Origin of the sequence: Xylanibacter brevis ATCC 19188 (genome assembly GCF_000621725.1) — a bacterium.
Taxonomy (GTDB): Bacteria; Bacteroidota; Bacteroidia; order Bacteroidales; family Bacteroidaceae; genus Prevotella; species Prevotella brevis.
On record NZ_JHXM01000004.1, the window covers coordinates 1 to 15,707 of the forward strand.

15 protein-coding genes are annotated in these 15,707 nt (G+C 46.7%); 5 read left to right on the forward strand and 10 right to left on the reverse strand.

All coding sequences use genetic code 11. From position 1 onward, the window contains the following. Positions 1–216: 216 nt before the first annotated feature. Complete coding sequence (locus tag T433_RS0102925) at positions 217–705, reverse strand: helix-turn-helix domain-containing protein (RefSeq protein ID WP_027454785.1); 489 nt, start codon at positions 703–705, stop codon at positions 217–219. A 777-nt stretch (positions 706–1,482) separates the two neighbouring features. Then, positions 1,483–2,511, reverse strand: a complete 1,029-nt coding sequence (gene holA / locus T433_RS0102930; protein WP_027454786.1) for a DNA polymerase III subunit delta — start codon at positions 2,509–2,511, stop codon at positions 1,483–1,485. A 47-nt stretch (positions 2,512–2,558) separates the two neighbouring features. Between holA and T433_RS0102935 the strand changes: the two genes are divergently transcribed. Then, a complete protein-coding gene (locus T433_RS0102935) occupies positions 2,559–3,029 on the forward strand; it encodes a type I restriction enzyme HsdR N-terminal domain-containing protein (protein WP_027454787.1) in 471 nt (156 codons plus the stop codon). On the opposite strand, the gene T433_RS0102940 is transcribed toward T433_RS0102935, so the two are convergent. The 3 genes from T433_RS0102940 to T433_RS0102950 all read right to left on the reverse strand — a co-directional run bounded on the left by T433_RS0102940 (position 3,026) and on the right by T433_RS0102950 (position 5,366). Beyond that, positions 3,026–3,880, reverse strand: coding sequence for a zinc ribbon domain-containing protein (locus T433_RS0102940; protein WP_027454788.1), 855 nt, complete (start codon positions 3,878–3,880; stop codon positions 3,026–3,028). The two genes, T433_RS0102935 and T433_RS0102940, sit on opposite strands and share 4 nt — an antisense overlap. A gap of 58 nt (positions 3,881–3,938) precedes the next feature. Continuing rightward, positions 3,939–4,724, reverse strand: coding sequence for a Nif3-like dinuclear metal center hexameric protein (locus tag T433_RS0102945; protein ID WP_027454789.1), 786 nt, complete (start codon positions 4,722–4,724; stop codon positions 3,939–3,941). Between the two features lie 243 nt (positions 4,725–4,967). Further along, complete coding sequence (locus T433_RS0102950; protein WP_027454790.1) at positions 4,968–5,366, reverse strand: hypothetical protein; 399 nt, start codon at positions 5,364–5,366, stop codon at positions 4,968–4,970. Positions 5,367–5,556: 190 nt separating this feature from the next. Between T433_RS0102950 and T433_RS0102955 the strand changes: the two genes are divergently transcribed. From T433_RS0102955 to T433_RS0102970, 4 genes are all read left to right on the forward strand, one after another. Beyond that, entirely contained in the window at positions 5,557–6,837 is a 1,281-nt protein-coding gene (locus T433_RS0102955; RefSeq protein WP_027454791.1) for a histidine-type phosphatase, read from the forward strand. A gap of 26 nt (positions 6,838–6,863) precedes the next feature. Next, positions 6,864–8,378, forward strand: coding sequence for an alkaline phosphatase family protein (locus T433_RS0102960; RefSeq protein WP_052356963.1), 1,515 nt, complete (start codon positions 6,864–6,866; stop codon positions 8,376–8,378). Positions 8,379–8,386: 8 nt separating this feature from the next. Further along, the gene (locus T433_RS15775; protein WP_081778335.1) at positions 8,387–8,863 is read left to right on the forward strand and encodes a tetratricopeptide repeat protein; all 477 of its coding nucleotides are present in this window, start codon (positions 8,387–8,389) and stop codon (positions 8,861–8,863) included. A gap of 63 nt (positions 8,864–8,926) precedes the next feature. Further along, the gene (locus T433_RS0102970; RefSeq protein WP_027449494.1) at positions 8,927–10,213 is read left to right on the forward strand and encodes an O-acetylhomoserine aminocarboxypropyltransferase/cysteine synthase family protein; all 1,287 of its coding nucleotides are present in this window, start codon (positions 8,927–8,929) and stop codon (positions 10,211–10,213) included. Between the two features lie 170 nt (positions 10,214–10,383). Here T433_RS0102970 and T433_RS0102975 read toward each other — a convergent pair whose 3' ends face one another. From T433_RS0102975 to T433_RS15780, 5 genes are all read right to left on the reverse strand, one after another. Next, complete coding sequence (locus T433_RS0102975; protein ID WP_027449495.1) at positions 10,384–10,929, reverse strand: 2-oxoacid:ferredoxin oxidoreductase subunit gamma family protein; 546 nt, start codon at positions 10,927–10,929, stop codon at positions 10,384–10,386. A 127-nt stretch (positions 10,930–11,056) separates the two neighbouring features. Next, positions 11,057–11,821 carry a thiamine pyrophosphate-dependent enzyme gene (locus T433_RS0102980; protein ID WP_027454794.1) on the reverse strand — a complete coding sequence of 255 codons (765 nt, stop codon included), beginning with the start codon at positions 11,819–11,821 and terminating at the stop codon, positions 11,057–11,059. A gap of 55 nt (positions 11,822–11,876) precedes the next feature. Beyond that, positions 11,877–12,959, reverse strand: a complete 1,083-nt coding sequence (locus T433_RS0102985) for a 3-methyl-2-oxobutanoate dehydrogenase subunit VorB (protein ID WP_027449497.1) — start codon at positions 12,957–12,959, stop codon at positions 11,877–11,879. A 2-nt stretch (positions 12,960–12,961) separates the two neighbouring features. Beyond that, positions 12,962–13,192: a 4Fe-4S dicluster domain-containing protein gene (locus tag T433_RS16115; RefSeq protein ID WP_081778336.1), complete on the reverse strand. Its 231-nt coding sequence runs from the start codon at positions 13,190–13,192 to the stop codon at positions 12,962–12,964. Positions 13,193–13,324: 132 nt separating this feature from the next. Continuing rightward, positions 13,325–15,688 (reverse strand): C10 family peptidase, encoded by a 2,364-nt coding sequence (locus T433_RS15780; protein ID WP_081778337.1) that lies wholly within the window; start codon positions 15,686–15,688, stop codon positions 13,325–13,327. Positions 15,689–15,707 lie beyond the last annotated feature (19 nt).

Below are 15,707 nucleotides of genomic sequence, written 5' to 3' on the forward strand. Positions count from 1 at the left end.
AAAATCCTGTTTAATTTTGAATCAAATTTTATATAATTTCCCTGCGAAAGCAGGTTAACCTTCCGCACTTTCGAAGCAGGCTAACCTTCCGCACTATCGAAGCAGACTAACCTTCCGCACTATCGAAGCAGGTTAAGCTCATAAGACGAAAAAAGCCCCCAAATGCAACATTTGGAGGCTAAAAGCAATTATAAAAGAAAAAATCACGCTAATTTATCATTTTTTGGAGGGAACAAAGCTCTCCCAGGTCTGATCATCGTAGTAAACACGTATTTCGGTGACCTTACGTGGCTGTTTGTCAACTATTCTTACCTCTTCACGCACATTTTCCAAGTGTGTATTTCTTACACCATTATAAAAATGGGGTGCCTGAACCGCATTTTGAGGCATAGGAGCAGGATTTCCAGAGAAATCCAACATCTGTTCGGATGTAAAAAGCCCCCCTTGAGCACCATTTTCAGGCGATAGCTGTGCCTCCTCATCCGGGGTAGAGGAGTGCTGATACATGTCGCCAGCACCAAAAAGTAGCCAATCGGTATTGATGTTAGGAATTTTCTTTTTGATGGCTTCTACGATGTTAATGGTGGGGCGGGTGCGATCATTGAAGATACCACTCAGGGTTGCTGGGGTGGTTCCTATGAAGTCGGCGAACACCTGTTGAGTCATGTGTTGAGACTCCATAATCTGTCTAATTCTGTCCTTCATATCAGTAATGAGTATGGTTTAGGCCTAAAAAGGCATGTTTTCTTTCGGTTTACAAAGGTAAAACAAAAATTTGATACGCGCAACAAATTTAAAGAGAAATTTAAAATATAAAACTTTGAATTTATTGTTTTACATTTGCAAAATAAAAGAGCATAGATGTGAATATGCTCGTTTAAATTCATAAATTCGAATTTTAATGATTAAAGCGTTACAAAGCTATATTAGAATGATTTTTAGCTAACTAACTGGCTTTTAATAGGGTATTTACATACTAAAAGGTGGAATATACGGGATATACGGCGAATAAGGGGTGTATAAGGGTGTAAAGGATATAATTTTTAGAGCAAATTATACTTAACTGATTGTTTTTCAGTCTTTTATAGTTATATATATGTAGTTGTATATTTATGAATATATAAGTTTAAATACGGATATTTGTATTTTCATATTTAAATTTATTGTATTTGATTTAGTGTTTTAAATCTTAAATTTTAGCTATTTGAACGCTAAATTAGCATGAAAGTTTTAAATTTTAAACTCTCAAAGTTCAGAAAATAAAATCTTAATAAATGCTAATACTAAATTTAGACGTGCCCAAAACACGCAAAAATGGCATAGCTTAAAAATTCTGGGCGAGCATTCGAACGATTAAAAATACGCGATTTTTGAAGGGGGTAAAATGAATCTAAATGCCTGAATACAAAGACAGTTAGCACTAAAAAAAGCACCCCTCAGGAGTGCTCATTCTAGATAAAAATAGAGTGGAAAATGTGTTTTTTAGTGCAAAATGTAGAAAATTAATTCCTTCATCAGCTCCTCTGGAGGGGTATTTGGGTTGTCCAAACCCTTACTTTTGGCATCAATTTCACGTAGTTTAGAAATGATCTGCATCACCTTCATCGCAGAGTAATTTCTCATGCCAGTCATGTAGTCTTTGGCAGCCCATGGAGATTTCAATTCTAGCCACTCTGCCACGCCCTCCTGGCTACCTTTTTTGGGACTATAATAGGCCAGCATCAGATTTTGGAAATAATTAAAGAGCATTGGGAGAAATGAGTAGATGCTTCCAGCCTTTGGATTCTTGTAAAAATAGTTGATTATCTGATTAGCCTTGAAAATATTCCTGTTGACAATAGCATCTCTCAGTTCGAAACCATTGAAGTCTTTGCTCACCCCTATTTGATCTTCCACAACCTGTGGTGTGATACGACGATCATTTTCCGGCAGACTCAGCATCACCTTATCCAGTTCACTGGTAAGACGACTCAAATCTGCACCAATAGCATCGGCGATAAGCTGAACAGACTTAGGATCAATGCCCACCCCACGACGCTTGAGATAGCTCTCGATGAAGTGTGGCAATTCGCGCTCGCGCACCTTACTGCTTTCAAAGAGCACGCCATTCTCCTGTATGGCTTTCACCAATTCACGCTTGCGACCATCTATCTTGCCGTTTTTATGGCAAACAACGAGCACCGTACTGGCCAGTGGCTGCTTGATATACTTCTCAAGTGCATCTGTGCTTTTGAGGTTCTGAGCCTCTTTTACAATCACCACCTGGCGCTCGGCCATCATAGGATAGCGACGAGCTGCATCTGCGATCTGCGATGCGTTGGTATCACTGCCAAAAAGAATCGTCTGGTTGAAGTCACGTTCTTCTGGCTGCAAGGCGTTCTCAGCTATATAGTCGCTTATTTTGTCTATATAGTAAGACTCATCGCCATGCAAGTAATAGATAGGACGATATTTGCCGTCCATCAACTCACGCATGATGCTTTCGAAGGTCACATTTTTGGTCTCGGCCATAGTGGTTTCACAATTATTTTTTGTACTTTTGCTGCAAAATTACAAAAATGAATCGAATAAACCTACCTGCGTACGACATAAAATTGCGCAAAACAGGCCAGCGCTATGAGATTTTCGACTTTTTACGCCGAAAATACGTGGCACTGACGCCCGAGGAATGGGTGCGCCAGCACTTTACGCATTTCCTGGTTGAGCAGAAGGACTATCCGCGCGGGCTGCTGGCCAACGAGGTAGAACTGCGTGTAGGTGAGAAAAAACTGCGTTGTGACTCCATATTATATAATAAGGAGATGCAACCCGTTATGATTATAGAATACAAAGCCCCCGAGATAGAGATCACGCAGCACGTGTTCGACCAGATAACCGTCTATAACCGCCTGTTGCACGTTGACTATCTCGTGGTCTCCAACGGCCTACAGCACTTCTGTTGCCGCATGGACTACGAAAAAGGGGAATATTCCTTTTTACAGAATATTCCCCATTATACCGAACTAGTCAAAAAGACTAGTGATGATTAATCCATATCGTTGGCGTCAGAGCTCTTCTTTGAATTAGAAGTCTTACGTACGGTTGACGTACGACGACGAGTCTTCTTCTCCTCAGCAACAGGCTTCTCGGTCTTTACACCAGCCAGCTCTGGGTCGATCAGGATACGTCCGCAGTACTCACATACGATCACCTTCTTGTGCATCTTGATATCCAACTGACGCTGAGGTGGAATCTTATTGAAGCAACCGCCACAAGCATCACGCTGTACGTACACGATACCCAGACCATTGCGAGCGTTCTTACGGATGCGCTTGAAAGAAGTCAGCAGACGTGGCTCAATCTTAGCCTCCAGCTCATGAGCCTTCTCCTTCAGTTTCTCTTCCTCTGCACGTGTCTCGTCCATGATCTCGTCCAGCTCGTTCTTCTTCAGATCCAGGTCGCCCTGCTTCTCGCCAAGCACCTGCTCGCTGGCCTCCAGCTCGTGGTTCTTCTCAGCAATCATCTTCTGAGCATCGTTGATCTTCTTGTTGCAAAGCTCAATCTCGAGTGACTGGAACTCGATCTCCTTTGAGAGTGTGTCGTACTCACGGTTGTTGCGCACCTCATTCAGCTGCTGCTTGTAGCGCTCCACGCTGTTCTGAGCCTCAACAATTTCGCCTTTCTTCTGTGAGATGGCGCGCTCGAAATCGTTCACATCGCTCTTGATACGATCAATACGAGTGGTCAAACCCTCGATTTCGGCCTCCAGGTCTTCTACCTCAAGAGGCAGCTCACCACGCAGCGCCTTCTTCTCGTCGATAGACGACAGGGCTGTCTGCAACTGGAAGAGAGTCTTCAACTTCTCTTCTACTGACAAGTCTGTAGGATCTTTCTTTGCCATAATTAAGCCCCCCTCTTATCCCCCTTAGCAGGAGGAGGCCACCATAGGGGCATGGGCCTTAAATGTATAATATTGGATTTGTATTTGTCTCTGCAACAAAGGTTTTCACCTCTGGACAGGCCTGAGCCAGAATCTCGCTGAAAAGCTGACAAGTGAAGTGCTCACTCTCGTAGTGACCCACCACACAAATCTGGATCTGCTGCTCATATCCAAAGTACTGATGATAGTGCATCTCGCCTGTGAGGAAGGCATCTGCACCCTGTTTTACGGCCTCATCAAGCAAGAAATCGCCTGCGCCTCCGCATATGGCAACTCGCTGTACCGGTCTGCGCAACAGCTCGTTGCACATAGCACTCTCGGCCTCCAACTGGCGTTTCACCATCAGCACGAAATCGTCGGCAGCCATCGCTTCAGGCAGTTGGCCTACAACACCGCTTCCGCAAGTAATGCCTTCGACCGTTTTTTCTGCGAAGAACTCCACATTTTCCAGTCCCAGTCGCTCGGCAATCTTGAAGTTCACGCCCCCCTGAGCATTGTCCAGGTTGGTGTGCATCGAAACGATGCAAATATCGTTCTTGATGGCCTTCATGACAGCGCGCTGCACATCTGTGGCGCCAGTCACCTGCTTCAGTCCGCGAAACAACAACGGATGGTGACTAATCACCATATTGCATCCCTTGGCGATAGCCTCGTCAAGTATGCGTTCAGTCACGTCCAGACACAATAATGCCCCTGAAACCTCCGCCTCTGTTAATCCAATCTGCAAGCCAGCATTATCCCAGCTTTCCTGCAGCGGCAGGGGCGCGAACTGTTCAAGGGCGCTCAGCACTTGTTGTATTTTCACGCTTTTTACGTTGTTTTGAACTGCAAAGTTACTACTTTTTTCACCAAAAAGTACTTTTTTCGTGCTGCTTTAAACTAACTTTAACAATTCAACGCTCCTCATTTGCCTTGTTGCGATAGATAAAAAGACCTATCACAACGAGGAGAACAACAGCTGCTATTTCTAGATAATTCATCATGATTTCCTATGTTTTTTGAAGGGAATTACGATCATCGAAACGCTCCGACGAACTCACAAACTCCCCTATTTATTAAACAATCCTTTAAAGAACCCGCCTACGGCGCTCCCTACTCTGCCGGTTGTTTTCGCAATGCTATCGCCCGTGGCGCTTAGACCGTCGCCCACGCGATTGCCACGATATTCCAGCATCTTCTTCGTATAGCGACCCTTCAGGCGGTTGTACTCTTCTACTTGTGCGTTGGTGAGCATGGGCTTCACCTTGCGATACTGGCGTCGCAATGCGTCTTGACGTGCTATCAGCGAGTCGGCCACAGGTTTGGTGAGTGCGGGCTTTGTTGTAACAAAACCCACAAACTGGCGATAGTCATTCATAAAGCGCAATGTATCTGGTTGTTGAGCGCTGACTGTCATAACAGCGAATAGCGCTACAAGGGTTGCAATTGACTTCTTCATCATCATCATCTTTAAAACGAAATATAATTTCGGCTGCAAATATAAGGCTTTCTGCCGAAAGGTGTCATAAAAAGGTGGATAAAAAACGGCAAAAAATGTCAGCGACCGTTAAATAGAGGGCTATCTAACAGAAAAAGCGGGAAACATGACGGGCTTTCATTTCTTTTTTATAACTTTGCACCATAATAATATATAGAACATGAGAACATTCTTATTACTACTATCTTTCCTTAGCAGCGGCATTGCGCTTCAAGCCCAGACGGCTCGCGATGACATTAGAAAAAACATCTATCTGGCAGGTTCAAACTATATTGACTACAACCGTCAACTGCCCGATTTCAAATACACGAAGGCCCCGCGAGGCTATGTTCCTTTCTACATGTCGCACTATGGCCGTCACGGTTCGCGCTGGCTCATAGACCCCAATAGCTATACTAACGTCATCAATCCTCTGCTGAAGGCGCACGAGGAAGACAAGTTGACCAGTCTGGGAGAAAGAACACTGAATCAGTTGAAATGCTTTGAGAAGACCACCCACAAGCGCTTTGGCGACCTTACTACCGTAGGTGAGCGCCAGCATCACGACATCGGGCGCCGTATGACAGAGCATTTCCCCGAGATATTCGTCAAGACGAAGGGGGTGCAGATTGATGCTCGTTCTACCACCGTGAACCGTTGTATACTATCGATGGTGGCTGAATGTGAAGAACTGATGGCAGCCAATCCTACAGCCCGCATTCACAACGACGTGAGCGAGTCACTTCAATACTACCTGAATCAGCCTAGAGAAGGTCGCGTGAAGGAAAACCGACATAAGGGCGACAGCGTGCTACTCGCTTTCAGAGATCAGCACACGCACCCCGAACGATTGATGCAGGCGCTATTTAACGATGCAGAATGGGCGAGCAAGAACATTGACGCACCGACGCTGATGCGCCAACTCTTCGAAGTGGTCATCAACATGCAGAGCCATGACAACAGGGAAAATATGACAGACCTCTTCACCTTCGACGAGCTATACGACATGTGGCGCATCCAGAATGCCGGATGGTACAAGAACTATGGGCCATCGCCACTGTCAGAGGGTGTGATGCCATTCTCGCAGTATAATCTGCTGACCAACATCATTCAGACTGCCGACACCTGTGTAGCGCTGAGAAAACCACAAGCCACCCTGCGCTTTGGTCATGAGGTTTGTGTGCTACCACTGGCTTGTCTGATGGAGCTTGACTCCTGCGGTGTTGTCGTAGAACGCCTCGAAGACGTGGAATATCACTGGCAGAACTACAAGATATTCCCTATGGCTTGCAACATCCAGCTGATTTTCTATAAACCCAAGAGGGGCCAAGGCGACGTGTTGGTTAAGGCGCTGCTCAACGAGCGTGAGGCCACCCTACCCGTTAAAACGAATCACTTCCCCTACTATCGCTGGGAAGACGTCAGAAAATACTGGCTCAAGAAACTAGATAGTTTTAAGTAAAATGATTATTTAACAGACCTATAACTATGATAAAGAAAAGACTCTTTTTTGCAGCATGCCTGCAACTATGCCTTGCTGCCACATGCTGGGCAGACAAACCCAAACTCGTAGTGGGTATCGTGGTGGACCAGATGCGATGGGACTACCTGTACAGATACTACGACCAATTCCAGGACAACGGCATCAAACGCCTGTTGGACGATGGCTATTCGTGCAACAACTGCCTGATAAACTACGTGCCTACCATCACAGCAATAGGACACACATCGGTCTATACTGGCACTACGCCAGCTTTTCATGGTATCTGCGGCAACAACTTCTATATTGACGGAAAGTCTGTCTATTGCACAAAAGACGAAAAAGAGCAGACCGTGGGCTCGGATACCGACAAGGGAAAGATGTCGCCTCGCAATTTGCTATCAACCACCATTGGCGACCAATTACGCCTGCACACCGACTTCCGTTCGAAGGTGGTTGGCGTCAGCTACAAAGATCGTGCGGCCATCTTGCCTGCAGGCCATGCTGCTAATGCAGCCTATTGGCTAGACACGAAGGCACTCTGCTTCGTCAGCAGCACTTATTACATGAATGAACTGCCAGATTATGTCAAGCAGTTGAACAAGCAACTGAGCAAGAACAACGAATTAAAAAAGATTGGCTCACAGATTGGCGAGTATCCACTTTGCGGTCACCTTACTGCAGACATGGCCATTGCCGCTCTGAAAGGAGAGCAGCTGGGCAAAGGCGAAAGCACCGACATGCTCTGCATCAGTTTCTCGCAGACAGACCTTATCGGACACAAATGGGGCACTCGTGGTAGTCACACCGACGAGGCATACATCGAGTTAGATAAAGACATCGCACGTCTGTTGCAGGCTTTCGATCAACAGGTTGGTAAAGGCAACTACCTCGTTTTTTTGACGGCAGACCACGGTGCCGTACACAACTGGCAGTTCATGCAGGAACACAAGCTGGCTGCCGGCGGTTGGGACAGCGACACGCTGCTTGTTAACGCAGAGAAAGAAGTGGCCAGCCAGTTGGGAGCCACCAAGAAGGTGATAGCCGATATCCTGGACTATCGCGTATTCTTGAATCACCAGTCTATCAAGCAACAAGGACTCGACGAGAAGCGCGTAAAAGAGGTACTGATCAACTACCTTCGCACTTCGCCCAATGTGGTGACTGCTGTTGACTACGAGCAACTGCGCATCAGCAGTCTGCCCGAACGACTGATGAACATGGCTTTGATGGGCTATCACCCTCGTCGATCGGGCGATATCCTTATCATCCTGGAGCCCAACTACTACCAGTATGGTAAATGGTCTTCGCCCACTGGCACCACTCATGGCACTTGGACACCCGACGACGCCCACATTCCCCTACTCTTCTACGGTTGGCATGTTAACAAGGGCTACACCTCACGCGAGGTACACATCAACGATATCGCCCCCACCGTCTGCCACATGCTGCGCATTCAGCAACCTAATGCTTGCTCGGGCGAAGCTATCCAAGGGGTAGAAACTGCAGAAACAGACGATTAATAAAAGACATGAAAACAATTAGATTACTGCTGATTGGAGCTATGATGCTCCTGGGCAACATGGGACTTTGCGCCCAAAATGCCGACAAACTTTACGAGGAAGGCAAGGCCCTCTACGATGCCAAGAAATACGAACAGGCATTCCAGAAATTGATGCCTGCTGCCGAGAAAGGCCACAAGAAGGCTCAGTATCGCATAGCTCGCTGCTTTGACAAAGGCAACGGCGTAGAAGAAAGCAACAAGAAAGCCTTTGTATGGTATCAGAAATCTGCCGAACAGGGCTATGCCAAGGCACAGCTGCAGCTGGGTCGCTGCTATATGAAAGGCAAAGGAACGACTGCCGATCAGAACAAAGCTAAGACGTGGCTGAGGCGCGCCATCAAGAATCCGAAGGGTGGCGACAAGGTGCTGGCCAATCTGAAAGAAGACATTGCCAAAGGCGACGAAGAAGCTAAACAGCTGCTGAAGATGGCTCAGGAGAAGTGACGAGCAGAAGAAGAGAAAACACACCTACAAGGGATAATTTATAAAAAGGTATTTAAGACAAAAATGGATTACAAGGACTTGACTCGTGGCACCCTCTGCGTTCAGGCAGGATGGGAACCACAGAATGGCGAGGCACGTGTGCTGCCTATCTATCAAAGCACCACTTTCAAGTATGACAACACAGAAGAAATGGCCGACCTCTTCGACCTAAAGAAGGAGGGCTATTTCTACACCCGTCTGCAGAACCCCACCAACGATGCCGTAGCTAAGAAGATTGCTGCGCTGGAGGGTGGTGTGGCTGCTATGCTGACATCTAGTGGTCAGGCAGCCAACTTCTACGCCGTATTCAATATCTGTGAGGCTGGCGACCATATCGTTACCTCAAACGAGATTTATGGTGGTACCTACAACCTCTTTGGCGTTACGCTGAAGAAATTGGGTATCGAATGCACCTTCGTATCGCCTGAAGCCAGCGAGGAGGAGATTGAAAAGGCTTTCCGTCCTAACACCAAGGCTCTGTTTGGCGAGACCATCTCTAACCCTGGCTGTAAGGTGCTCGACATCGAGAAGTTTGCACGCATTGCCCATAAGCATGGTGTACCCCTTATCGTGGACAACACCTTCCCCACCCCCATCAACTGTCGTCCTTTCGAATGGGGTGCCGATATCGTAACCCACTCTACCACAAAGTATATGGATGGACATGCCACTCAGGTAGGTGGTTGCGTGGTAGATAGTGGCAACTTCGACTGGGATGCTCATGCTGATAAGTTCCCCGGACTTTGCCAGCCAGACGAGTCATACCACGGACTGACCTACACCAAGGCATTTGGTAAGATGGCCTACATGACTAAGCTCACCGCCCAGCTCATGCGCGACTTAGGTTCTATCCCCTCACCCCACAACGCATTCCTCCTGAACTTAGGTCTGGAGACACTCCATCTGCGCATGCAGCGTCACTGCGAGAACGCACAGAAGATAGCTGAGTTCCTGAAAAACGACGAGCGCGTGGCTTGGGTTCACTATAGCGGACTGGAGGGCGACGAGTGTCACGAACTGGCAAAGAAATACCTGCCTAATGGTTCTTGTGGTGTTATCGCCTTCGGACTGAAGGGAGACCGCGAGACTGCCATCCGCTTCATGGACTCGCTGAAGCTCATCTGCATTGTGACCCACGTGGCCGATGCACGCACCTGTGTGCTTCACCCAGCCAGTCACACCCACCGTCAGCTGTCCGATGAGCAGTTGCGCGAAGCTGGTGTAGCCCCCGACCTGATTCGTCTCTCCGTTGGTATTGAGGATGTCAACGACCTGTTGGCTGACATCAAGCAGGCTATGGAAAAGATCTAAAAACAGTAAAGTAGTACTTTACACCTAGCATAGTGGCACTTTACACCCAGTAAAGTGCCACTTTTCTATTAGAATAGTGCCACTATTCCACAACTAAAGTGCCACTATACAATAAAAGAAGTGCCACCTTCCCATGAGGAAAGTGGCACTTTACTTTATATGAAGCCAAATTATTTAACCTCTGTAATAATCTTGGCGCCCTCTTTCAGAGCCTCCATATTCAGAGGAATCAATCCGTGGTGACGCTCAGGAAGCGTCTTGTAGAGAGCCTTCTCCACACCCTTGTCGCTAACAACAGGAGCCACCTTCAAGAGTCCGCCCAGTACAATCATGTTGAACACCTTACCGTTCTTCATCTCGGCAGCCTTATCCATGGCGTTAATCTCATAGATAGTAATATCCTTACGTGTAGGCTTGTTGATGATACCAAAACCATCGTAGATGAGGATACCACCAGGCTTTATCTTCGGTTCGAACTTTTCAAGCGAAGGTTGGTTGAGCACCACTGCGATATCATACTTACTGAGGATGGGTGAAGAGATGCGCTCATCGCTCACAATCACAGTCACGTTGGCAGTACCACCACGCTGCTCAGGACCGTAAGCAGGCATCCATGTTACCTCCTTATCCTCCATCAGTCCACTATAGGCCAAGATCTTACCCATTGAGAGCACGCCCTGACCTCCGAAACCAGATATGATAATTTCCTTTTTCATAATTTTCGAGCCCCCTAAGTTAGGGGGTTGGGGGTCTGAACAAGCGTACATCAGACCCTTTTAATTTTACTTCCGAGGAGCCTGCGCCTGTTCAGACCCCTGTTGCCCCCTAACTTAGGGGGCTCAGTCAGATTGTGTCTTTGAGGTCTCCCTTTGGATAGAAGGGGAACATATTCTCCTTCATCCATTCGTTAGCCTTAGCTGGAGAAAGTTTCCAACCACTATTACATGTAGAAACAAACTCTACCAGCGATGAACCCTTACCAGCCATAGAAGCCTCGAATGCCTTACGCAGAGCCTTCTTAGCCTTGTTGATAGAAGCCACGCTTTCTACACTCTGACGAGTAACGTAGCAGGTACCCTCGAGCTGAGCTGCAATATCAGCCATTTTCAGGGGATAGCCATGAATCTCAGGATCACGTCCGTAAGGACAAGTTGAAGTCTTCTGACCAATCAGCGTGGTAGGAGCCATCTGACCACCCGTCATACCATAAATGGCATTGTTAACGAAGATAATCACGATGTTCTCGCCACGATTCAAGGCATGAATGGTCTCACAAGTACCAATACAAGCCAAGTCACCATCACCCTGATAAGTAAATACCAGGCGATCAGGCCAGCAGCGCTTGATACCAGTAGCCAATGCGGGTGCACGACCGTGGGCAGCCTCCTGCCAGTCTATATCAATATAATTGTATGCGAAGACAGCACAACCTACAGGCGATACACCTACAGCCTTGTCTTCCATGCCCATTTCCTCGATGACTTCGGCAATGAGCTTATGTACCACGCCGTGGCTACAGCCTGGGCAGTAGTGCATATTGTTGTCGTTCATCAGCGTCGGCTTCTTGCAGACGATATTCTCTGGTTGAACTATTTGATTTCTATCCATTGTTCTTTTCTTTTTCTAGGCTATCCTAGGAAGTCCTAGGAAATCCCAGGTAATCCTAGATTAATTTCTTTAAAGCCTCTACAATTTCCTCAGGATCAGGAACGATACCTCCCAGACGACCAAACTGATCTACAGGCACAGCACCATTCACAGCCAGGCGAACATCCTGCACCATCTGACCAGCATTAATCTCAGCTACGAGGATACCCTTCACCTTCTTCGACAGTTCTGCAATCTGCTTCTCAGGGAAGGGGAACAGTGTGATGGGACGGAACAAACCGACCTTGATACCCTGTTCACGTGCAATCTCTACAGATTTCTCTGCAATACGAGCTGCACTACCAAAGGCAACGATTGCATACTCGGCATCGTCCATCTGCTGCTGTTCGAAGCGAACCTCGTTCTCCTGAATCTTGCGATACTTCTCTTGAAGAGCCAGGTTACGTTTCTCCATAGCCTCAGGCTTCAGTTCCAAAGAGGTAATCACTACACGCTCACGATTCTTGGGCTTACCAGTAGAAGCCCAGGGGCACTCCTTAATCACCTCCTCATCAGTACGACGGGGCTTGAAAGGAGGCAGCACCACCTTCTCCATCATCTGTCCGATGACACCATCAGAGAGAATCATGGCAGGGTTGCGATACTTAAATGCCAACTCGAAAGCAAGGTCAACGAAATCGGCCATCTCCTGAACAGAAGAAGGAGCCAATACAATCACCTTGTAGTCACCATTACCACCACCACGCGTAGCCTGATTGTAGTCACCCTGTGAAGGCTGAATAGTACCCAAACCAGGGCCACCACGCTGTACGTTGATAAATACGCCAGGCACCTCGGCACCTGCCATATAGGTGATACCCTCCTGCATCAGGGCAATACCAGGAGATGATGACGAAGTCATGGCACGCTTACCAGCTCCGGCAGCGCCATAGACCATATAAATAGAAGCCAGCTCGCTCTCGGCCTGAACCACCTGCATACCAGTGGTTTCCCAAGGCTTCAGTTCTGCCAGCGTTTCAATCACTTCACTCTGCGGAGTAATAGGATAGCCGAAATAGCCGTCGCATCCGCAACGAATAGCAGCGTGGGCAATAGCCTCGTTGCCTTTCATCAATACAACTTCTTTTTCCTGTGCCATACTTATTCCTCCACTTTTTTACGATACACGGTAATACATCCATCTGGGCAGACAATGCCACACGATGCGCAGCCCACACAGGCTTCCTCGTTGACTGCCTCCACATAGGGATAACCGCGAAGATTAACTTTGTTTGCTAGGGCAATTACCTGGTGAGGGCAAGCGATGATACAAAGTGAGCATCCCTTACACCTTTCAGTATTTACCTCAATAGCACCTTTTAATTTTGCCATAATAAATAGTTTTGTGCATTAAAACCCTGAATTTGGTCTGCAAAGATATGCAAAAAAGCCGAAAGCACCAAACTTTCGGCTAATTTTCTTAGAGCTACTTTACTTCAGTCTATTTCAAACGTTCTGCAGCAATCAGCGGTTGCGAATAATTATGCATTTATTATCATTTCTCACTATGTATATACCATTTGGCATCTGTTGCAAAGCAGCATTCAATTCAGAAGCTTTCACCTCCTTTATTTTGTGTCCGCTGAGAGCATATATTGTCGCAACAGAACCATGATACATATCCATCGACTGGATACCCGTTGGGTCAACTTCTTCCATTTCGTAGGTCATCTGGCTAGGCACTATGCGCATCACATATTGTCTATCTTCGTTAGATCCTGTAATTTTTATAGCGCCTTTATCGCCTACAACAAGTTTTCCTTTTGACTCCGTAGATCCATCGTTCTCTACACACCACAAGCGACTCCAAAACGATTCCTGATTATCATAAGCGGAAGCTGGAGCCACCTTCAGGAACATATCGCGCTGCTTAGGTACAGAGAACATGATGCGCCACGTCACACTATCTTCCGTCAACACGAAAGGATAGCTTTTATCGGTAGTACTCCAGTTATTAATATCACCTATCAGATAGTAGTTATTTTCCTGAGTACCCTCAGCAATGGTAACGTTATAAGTAGCTACTGTATTTTCACCCTGACTATCGGTCGTTAATTTCAGCTGAGTATCACCTACCAGTGTGGGTACAAAATCAATTGACAGCTGTTGCTCGTCGCCAGCCATCAAAGCCACATAGACTTGATTCATGCACGTATAACCACTAGTCTCATTGCCTGCAAAGAGATAAAGATACCCTCTAAAGTCGTGGGGGCACTGTCCTACAGTGAACGTCAACAACTGTTGATCAAACTGTTTTTTGCTGCCAACATAAGCAAGATCGCTCACCACAATATCTACAGGAGCCTCTTTTGATTTATTCACGCGATATTCCACCACACCATCGACGCTCACCGAAGCCTCTATATAAGTATCGGCATCTGCGAAAAGCGACCACTCTTTACCATCAGGCAATTTACTTGCAAAGGAAAACTTCAACGTATTTCCTTGAAAGCTATCACGCAGCCAATCATCCAAGGTCCAATAATACCAATAAAAGCCGCCCGATACAAATTCTCCGTTGCCCTGACTAAGTATGGTCAGAGTTTGGTCTTTGTTTATTTCTACAAGTGCAATATCATAGTTCTTCGTCATCTCTGACTTATTCGTCATATAGAAAGTTACTGCACGTTTTCCATCCTGTTGCGTGACTGCAATTTTCTCATTAGAGGCATAAAGACAAGGCTTCACCTGCAACAATGCAGATTCGTCCACCCCATTCTCTGGCTTAAAGCCACATATCATTTCCTGGTACAAGCGATAGCCCGCTGTGCTGTTTCCACCACCGATACCAGTGTTAGAAGGATTCATCACAAACAGTTTATAGAAGCCATCGCAATAGCCACCCCATCCCCAGTTCACATGATACATTCTGTCGCTGCCACGATAACCATCAACTACAAAGGCATGTCCGCTTACCCCAGAATTACCAGCATAGGCAACTGGTCCATTTGTTGTCAACTCTTGATAAACCTTTCTCTCCCACTCTTCCATCTCATAACTATCAGCAAAGATATGGCGCATATCCTTGTCGTAGCCCATTGCATTTATCAAGACAGGAACAGCATTAGAATAGCTTGCAGACGACTCATTGTTTGTATAGTCCATCAACGAAGCCTGGCCACAATAACGCATCAGTTTTGCCACCGCACTAGCCTGATCTGCCGTATATCCTTTAGAGTAGTCATCAATCATCTTATCCCAGTCGAAAGTAGTAGAAGGTAATGCAGGTACATAGATACTTTTTTTAGACGTGGTATATTCAGACAGAGTTCCTGTAGCATTCTTAGGCCACTGGTGATAGTTCATCACCTGAGCAATAGCAGTTGCCACACAACCAGTCACACTTCGCTGCCCTTCATCCAACGGACACTCATTATTATAAGGAGCCCCTTGGTTCCACTTCGTTGTCAGCAACTGTGCCACATCTGCATGCGCCTCAATGTTTTTCCACGGAGCAGCTTTTACCTTGCCCAAACGAATCATTGTCATCTGAGCATCCAACTGTTTCAACCAGTCAACGAAATTTACGGGCAATGCTTCCTCTTGGAAAGTGCCCTGATCGGCAAAGCCCAGCACCTCGTCTGTCGCATCATCGCCAGAGATAATCACAAAGCCATCATCGTTCTGAGCATTAAATACGTAGAACGAAGAGGCGTCTGCCTGGTTGGCTATCATTTTTGACACACGTGCAGGTGTCCGACGAATCGTCTTCCCCTTTGCACTCAGAAACTTTGCCGCTTTTTGTCTCGCTTGCTCAGGTGTTATTGGTGCGCCCATAACTGTAAGAAGAGCAAACATCATCCAAGTCAGTACTAGTAATTTTTTCATAGGCTAATTAGGTAAGTTT

Excerpts from the sequence above, each read along its gene's own strand:
- T433_RS0102960 (WP_052356963.1), top strand. The coding sequence starts at position 6,864 with ATGATAAAGAAAAGACTCTTTTTTGCAGCATGCCTGCAACTATGCCTT.
- T433_RS0102925 (WP_027454785.1), bottom strand. The coding sequence starts at position 705 with ATGAAGGACAGAATTAGACAGATTATGGAGTCTCAACACATGACTCAA.
- T433_RS0102985 (WP_027449497.1), bottom strand. The coding sequence starts at position 12,959 with ATGGCACAGGAAAAAGAAGTTGTATTGATGAAAGGCAACGAGGCTATT.
- T433_RS0102935 (WP_027454787.1), top strand. The coding sequence starts at position 2,559 with ATGAATCGAATAAACCTACCTGCGTACGACATAAAATTGCGCAAAACA.
- T433_RS15780 (WP_081778337.1), bottom strand. The coding sequence starts at position 15,688 with ATGAAAAAATTACTAGTACTGACTTGGATGATGTTTGCTCTTCTTACA.
- T433_RS0102970 (WP_027449494.1), top strand. The coding sequence starts at position 8,927 with ATGGATTACAAGGACTTGACTCGTGGCACCCTCTGCGTTCAGGCAGGA.
- holA (WP_027454786.1), bottom strand. The coding sequence starts at position 2,511 with ATGGCCGAGACCAAAAATGTGACCTTCGAAAGCATCATGCGTGAGTTG.
- T433_RS15775 (WP_081778335.1), top strand. The coding sequence starts at position 8,387 with ATGAAAACAATTAGATTACTGCTGATTGGAGCTATGATGCTCCTGGGC.
- T433_RS0102940 (WP_027454788.1), bottom strand. The coding sequence starts at position 3,880 with ATGGCAAAGAAAGATCCTACAGACTTGTCAGTAGAAGAGAAGTTGAAG.
- T433_RS0102955 (WP_027454791.1), top strand. The coding sequence starts at position 5,557 with ATGAGAACATTCTTATTACTACTATCTTTCCTTAGCAGCGGCATTGCG.
- T433_RS0102975 (WP_027449495.1), bottom strand. The coding sequence starts at position 10,929 with ATGAAAAAGGAAATTATCATATCTGGTTTCGGAGGTCAGGGCGTGCTC.
- T433_RS0102980 (WP_027454794.1), bottom strand. The coding sequence starts at position 11,821 with ATGGATAGAAATCAAATAGTTCAACCAGAGAATATCGTCTGCAAGAAG.
- T433_RS16115 (WP_081778336.1), bottom strand. The coding sequence starts at position 13,192 with ATGGCAAAATTAAAAGGTGCTATTGAGGTAAATACTGAAAGGTGTAAG.
- T433_RS0102950 (WP_027454790.1), bottom strand. The coding sequence starts at position 5,366 with ATGATGATGATGAAGAAGTCAATTGCAACCCTTGTAGCGCTATTCGCT.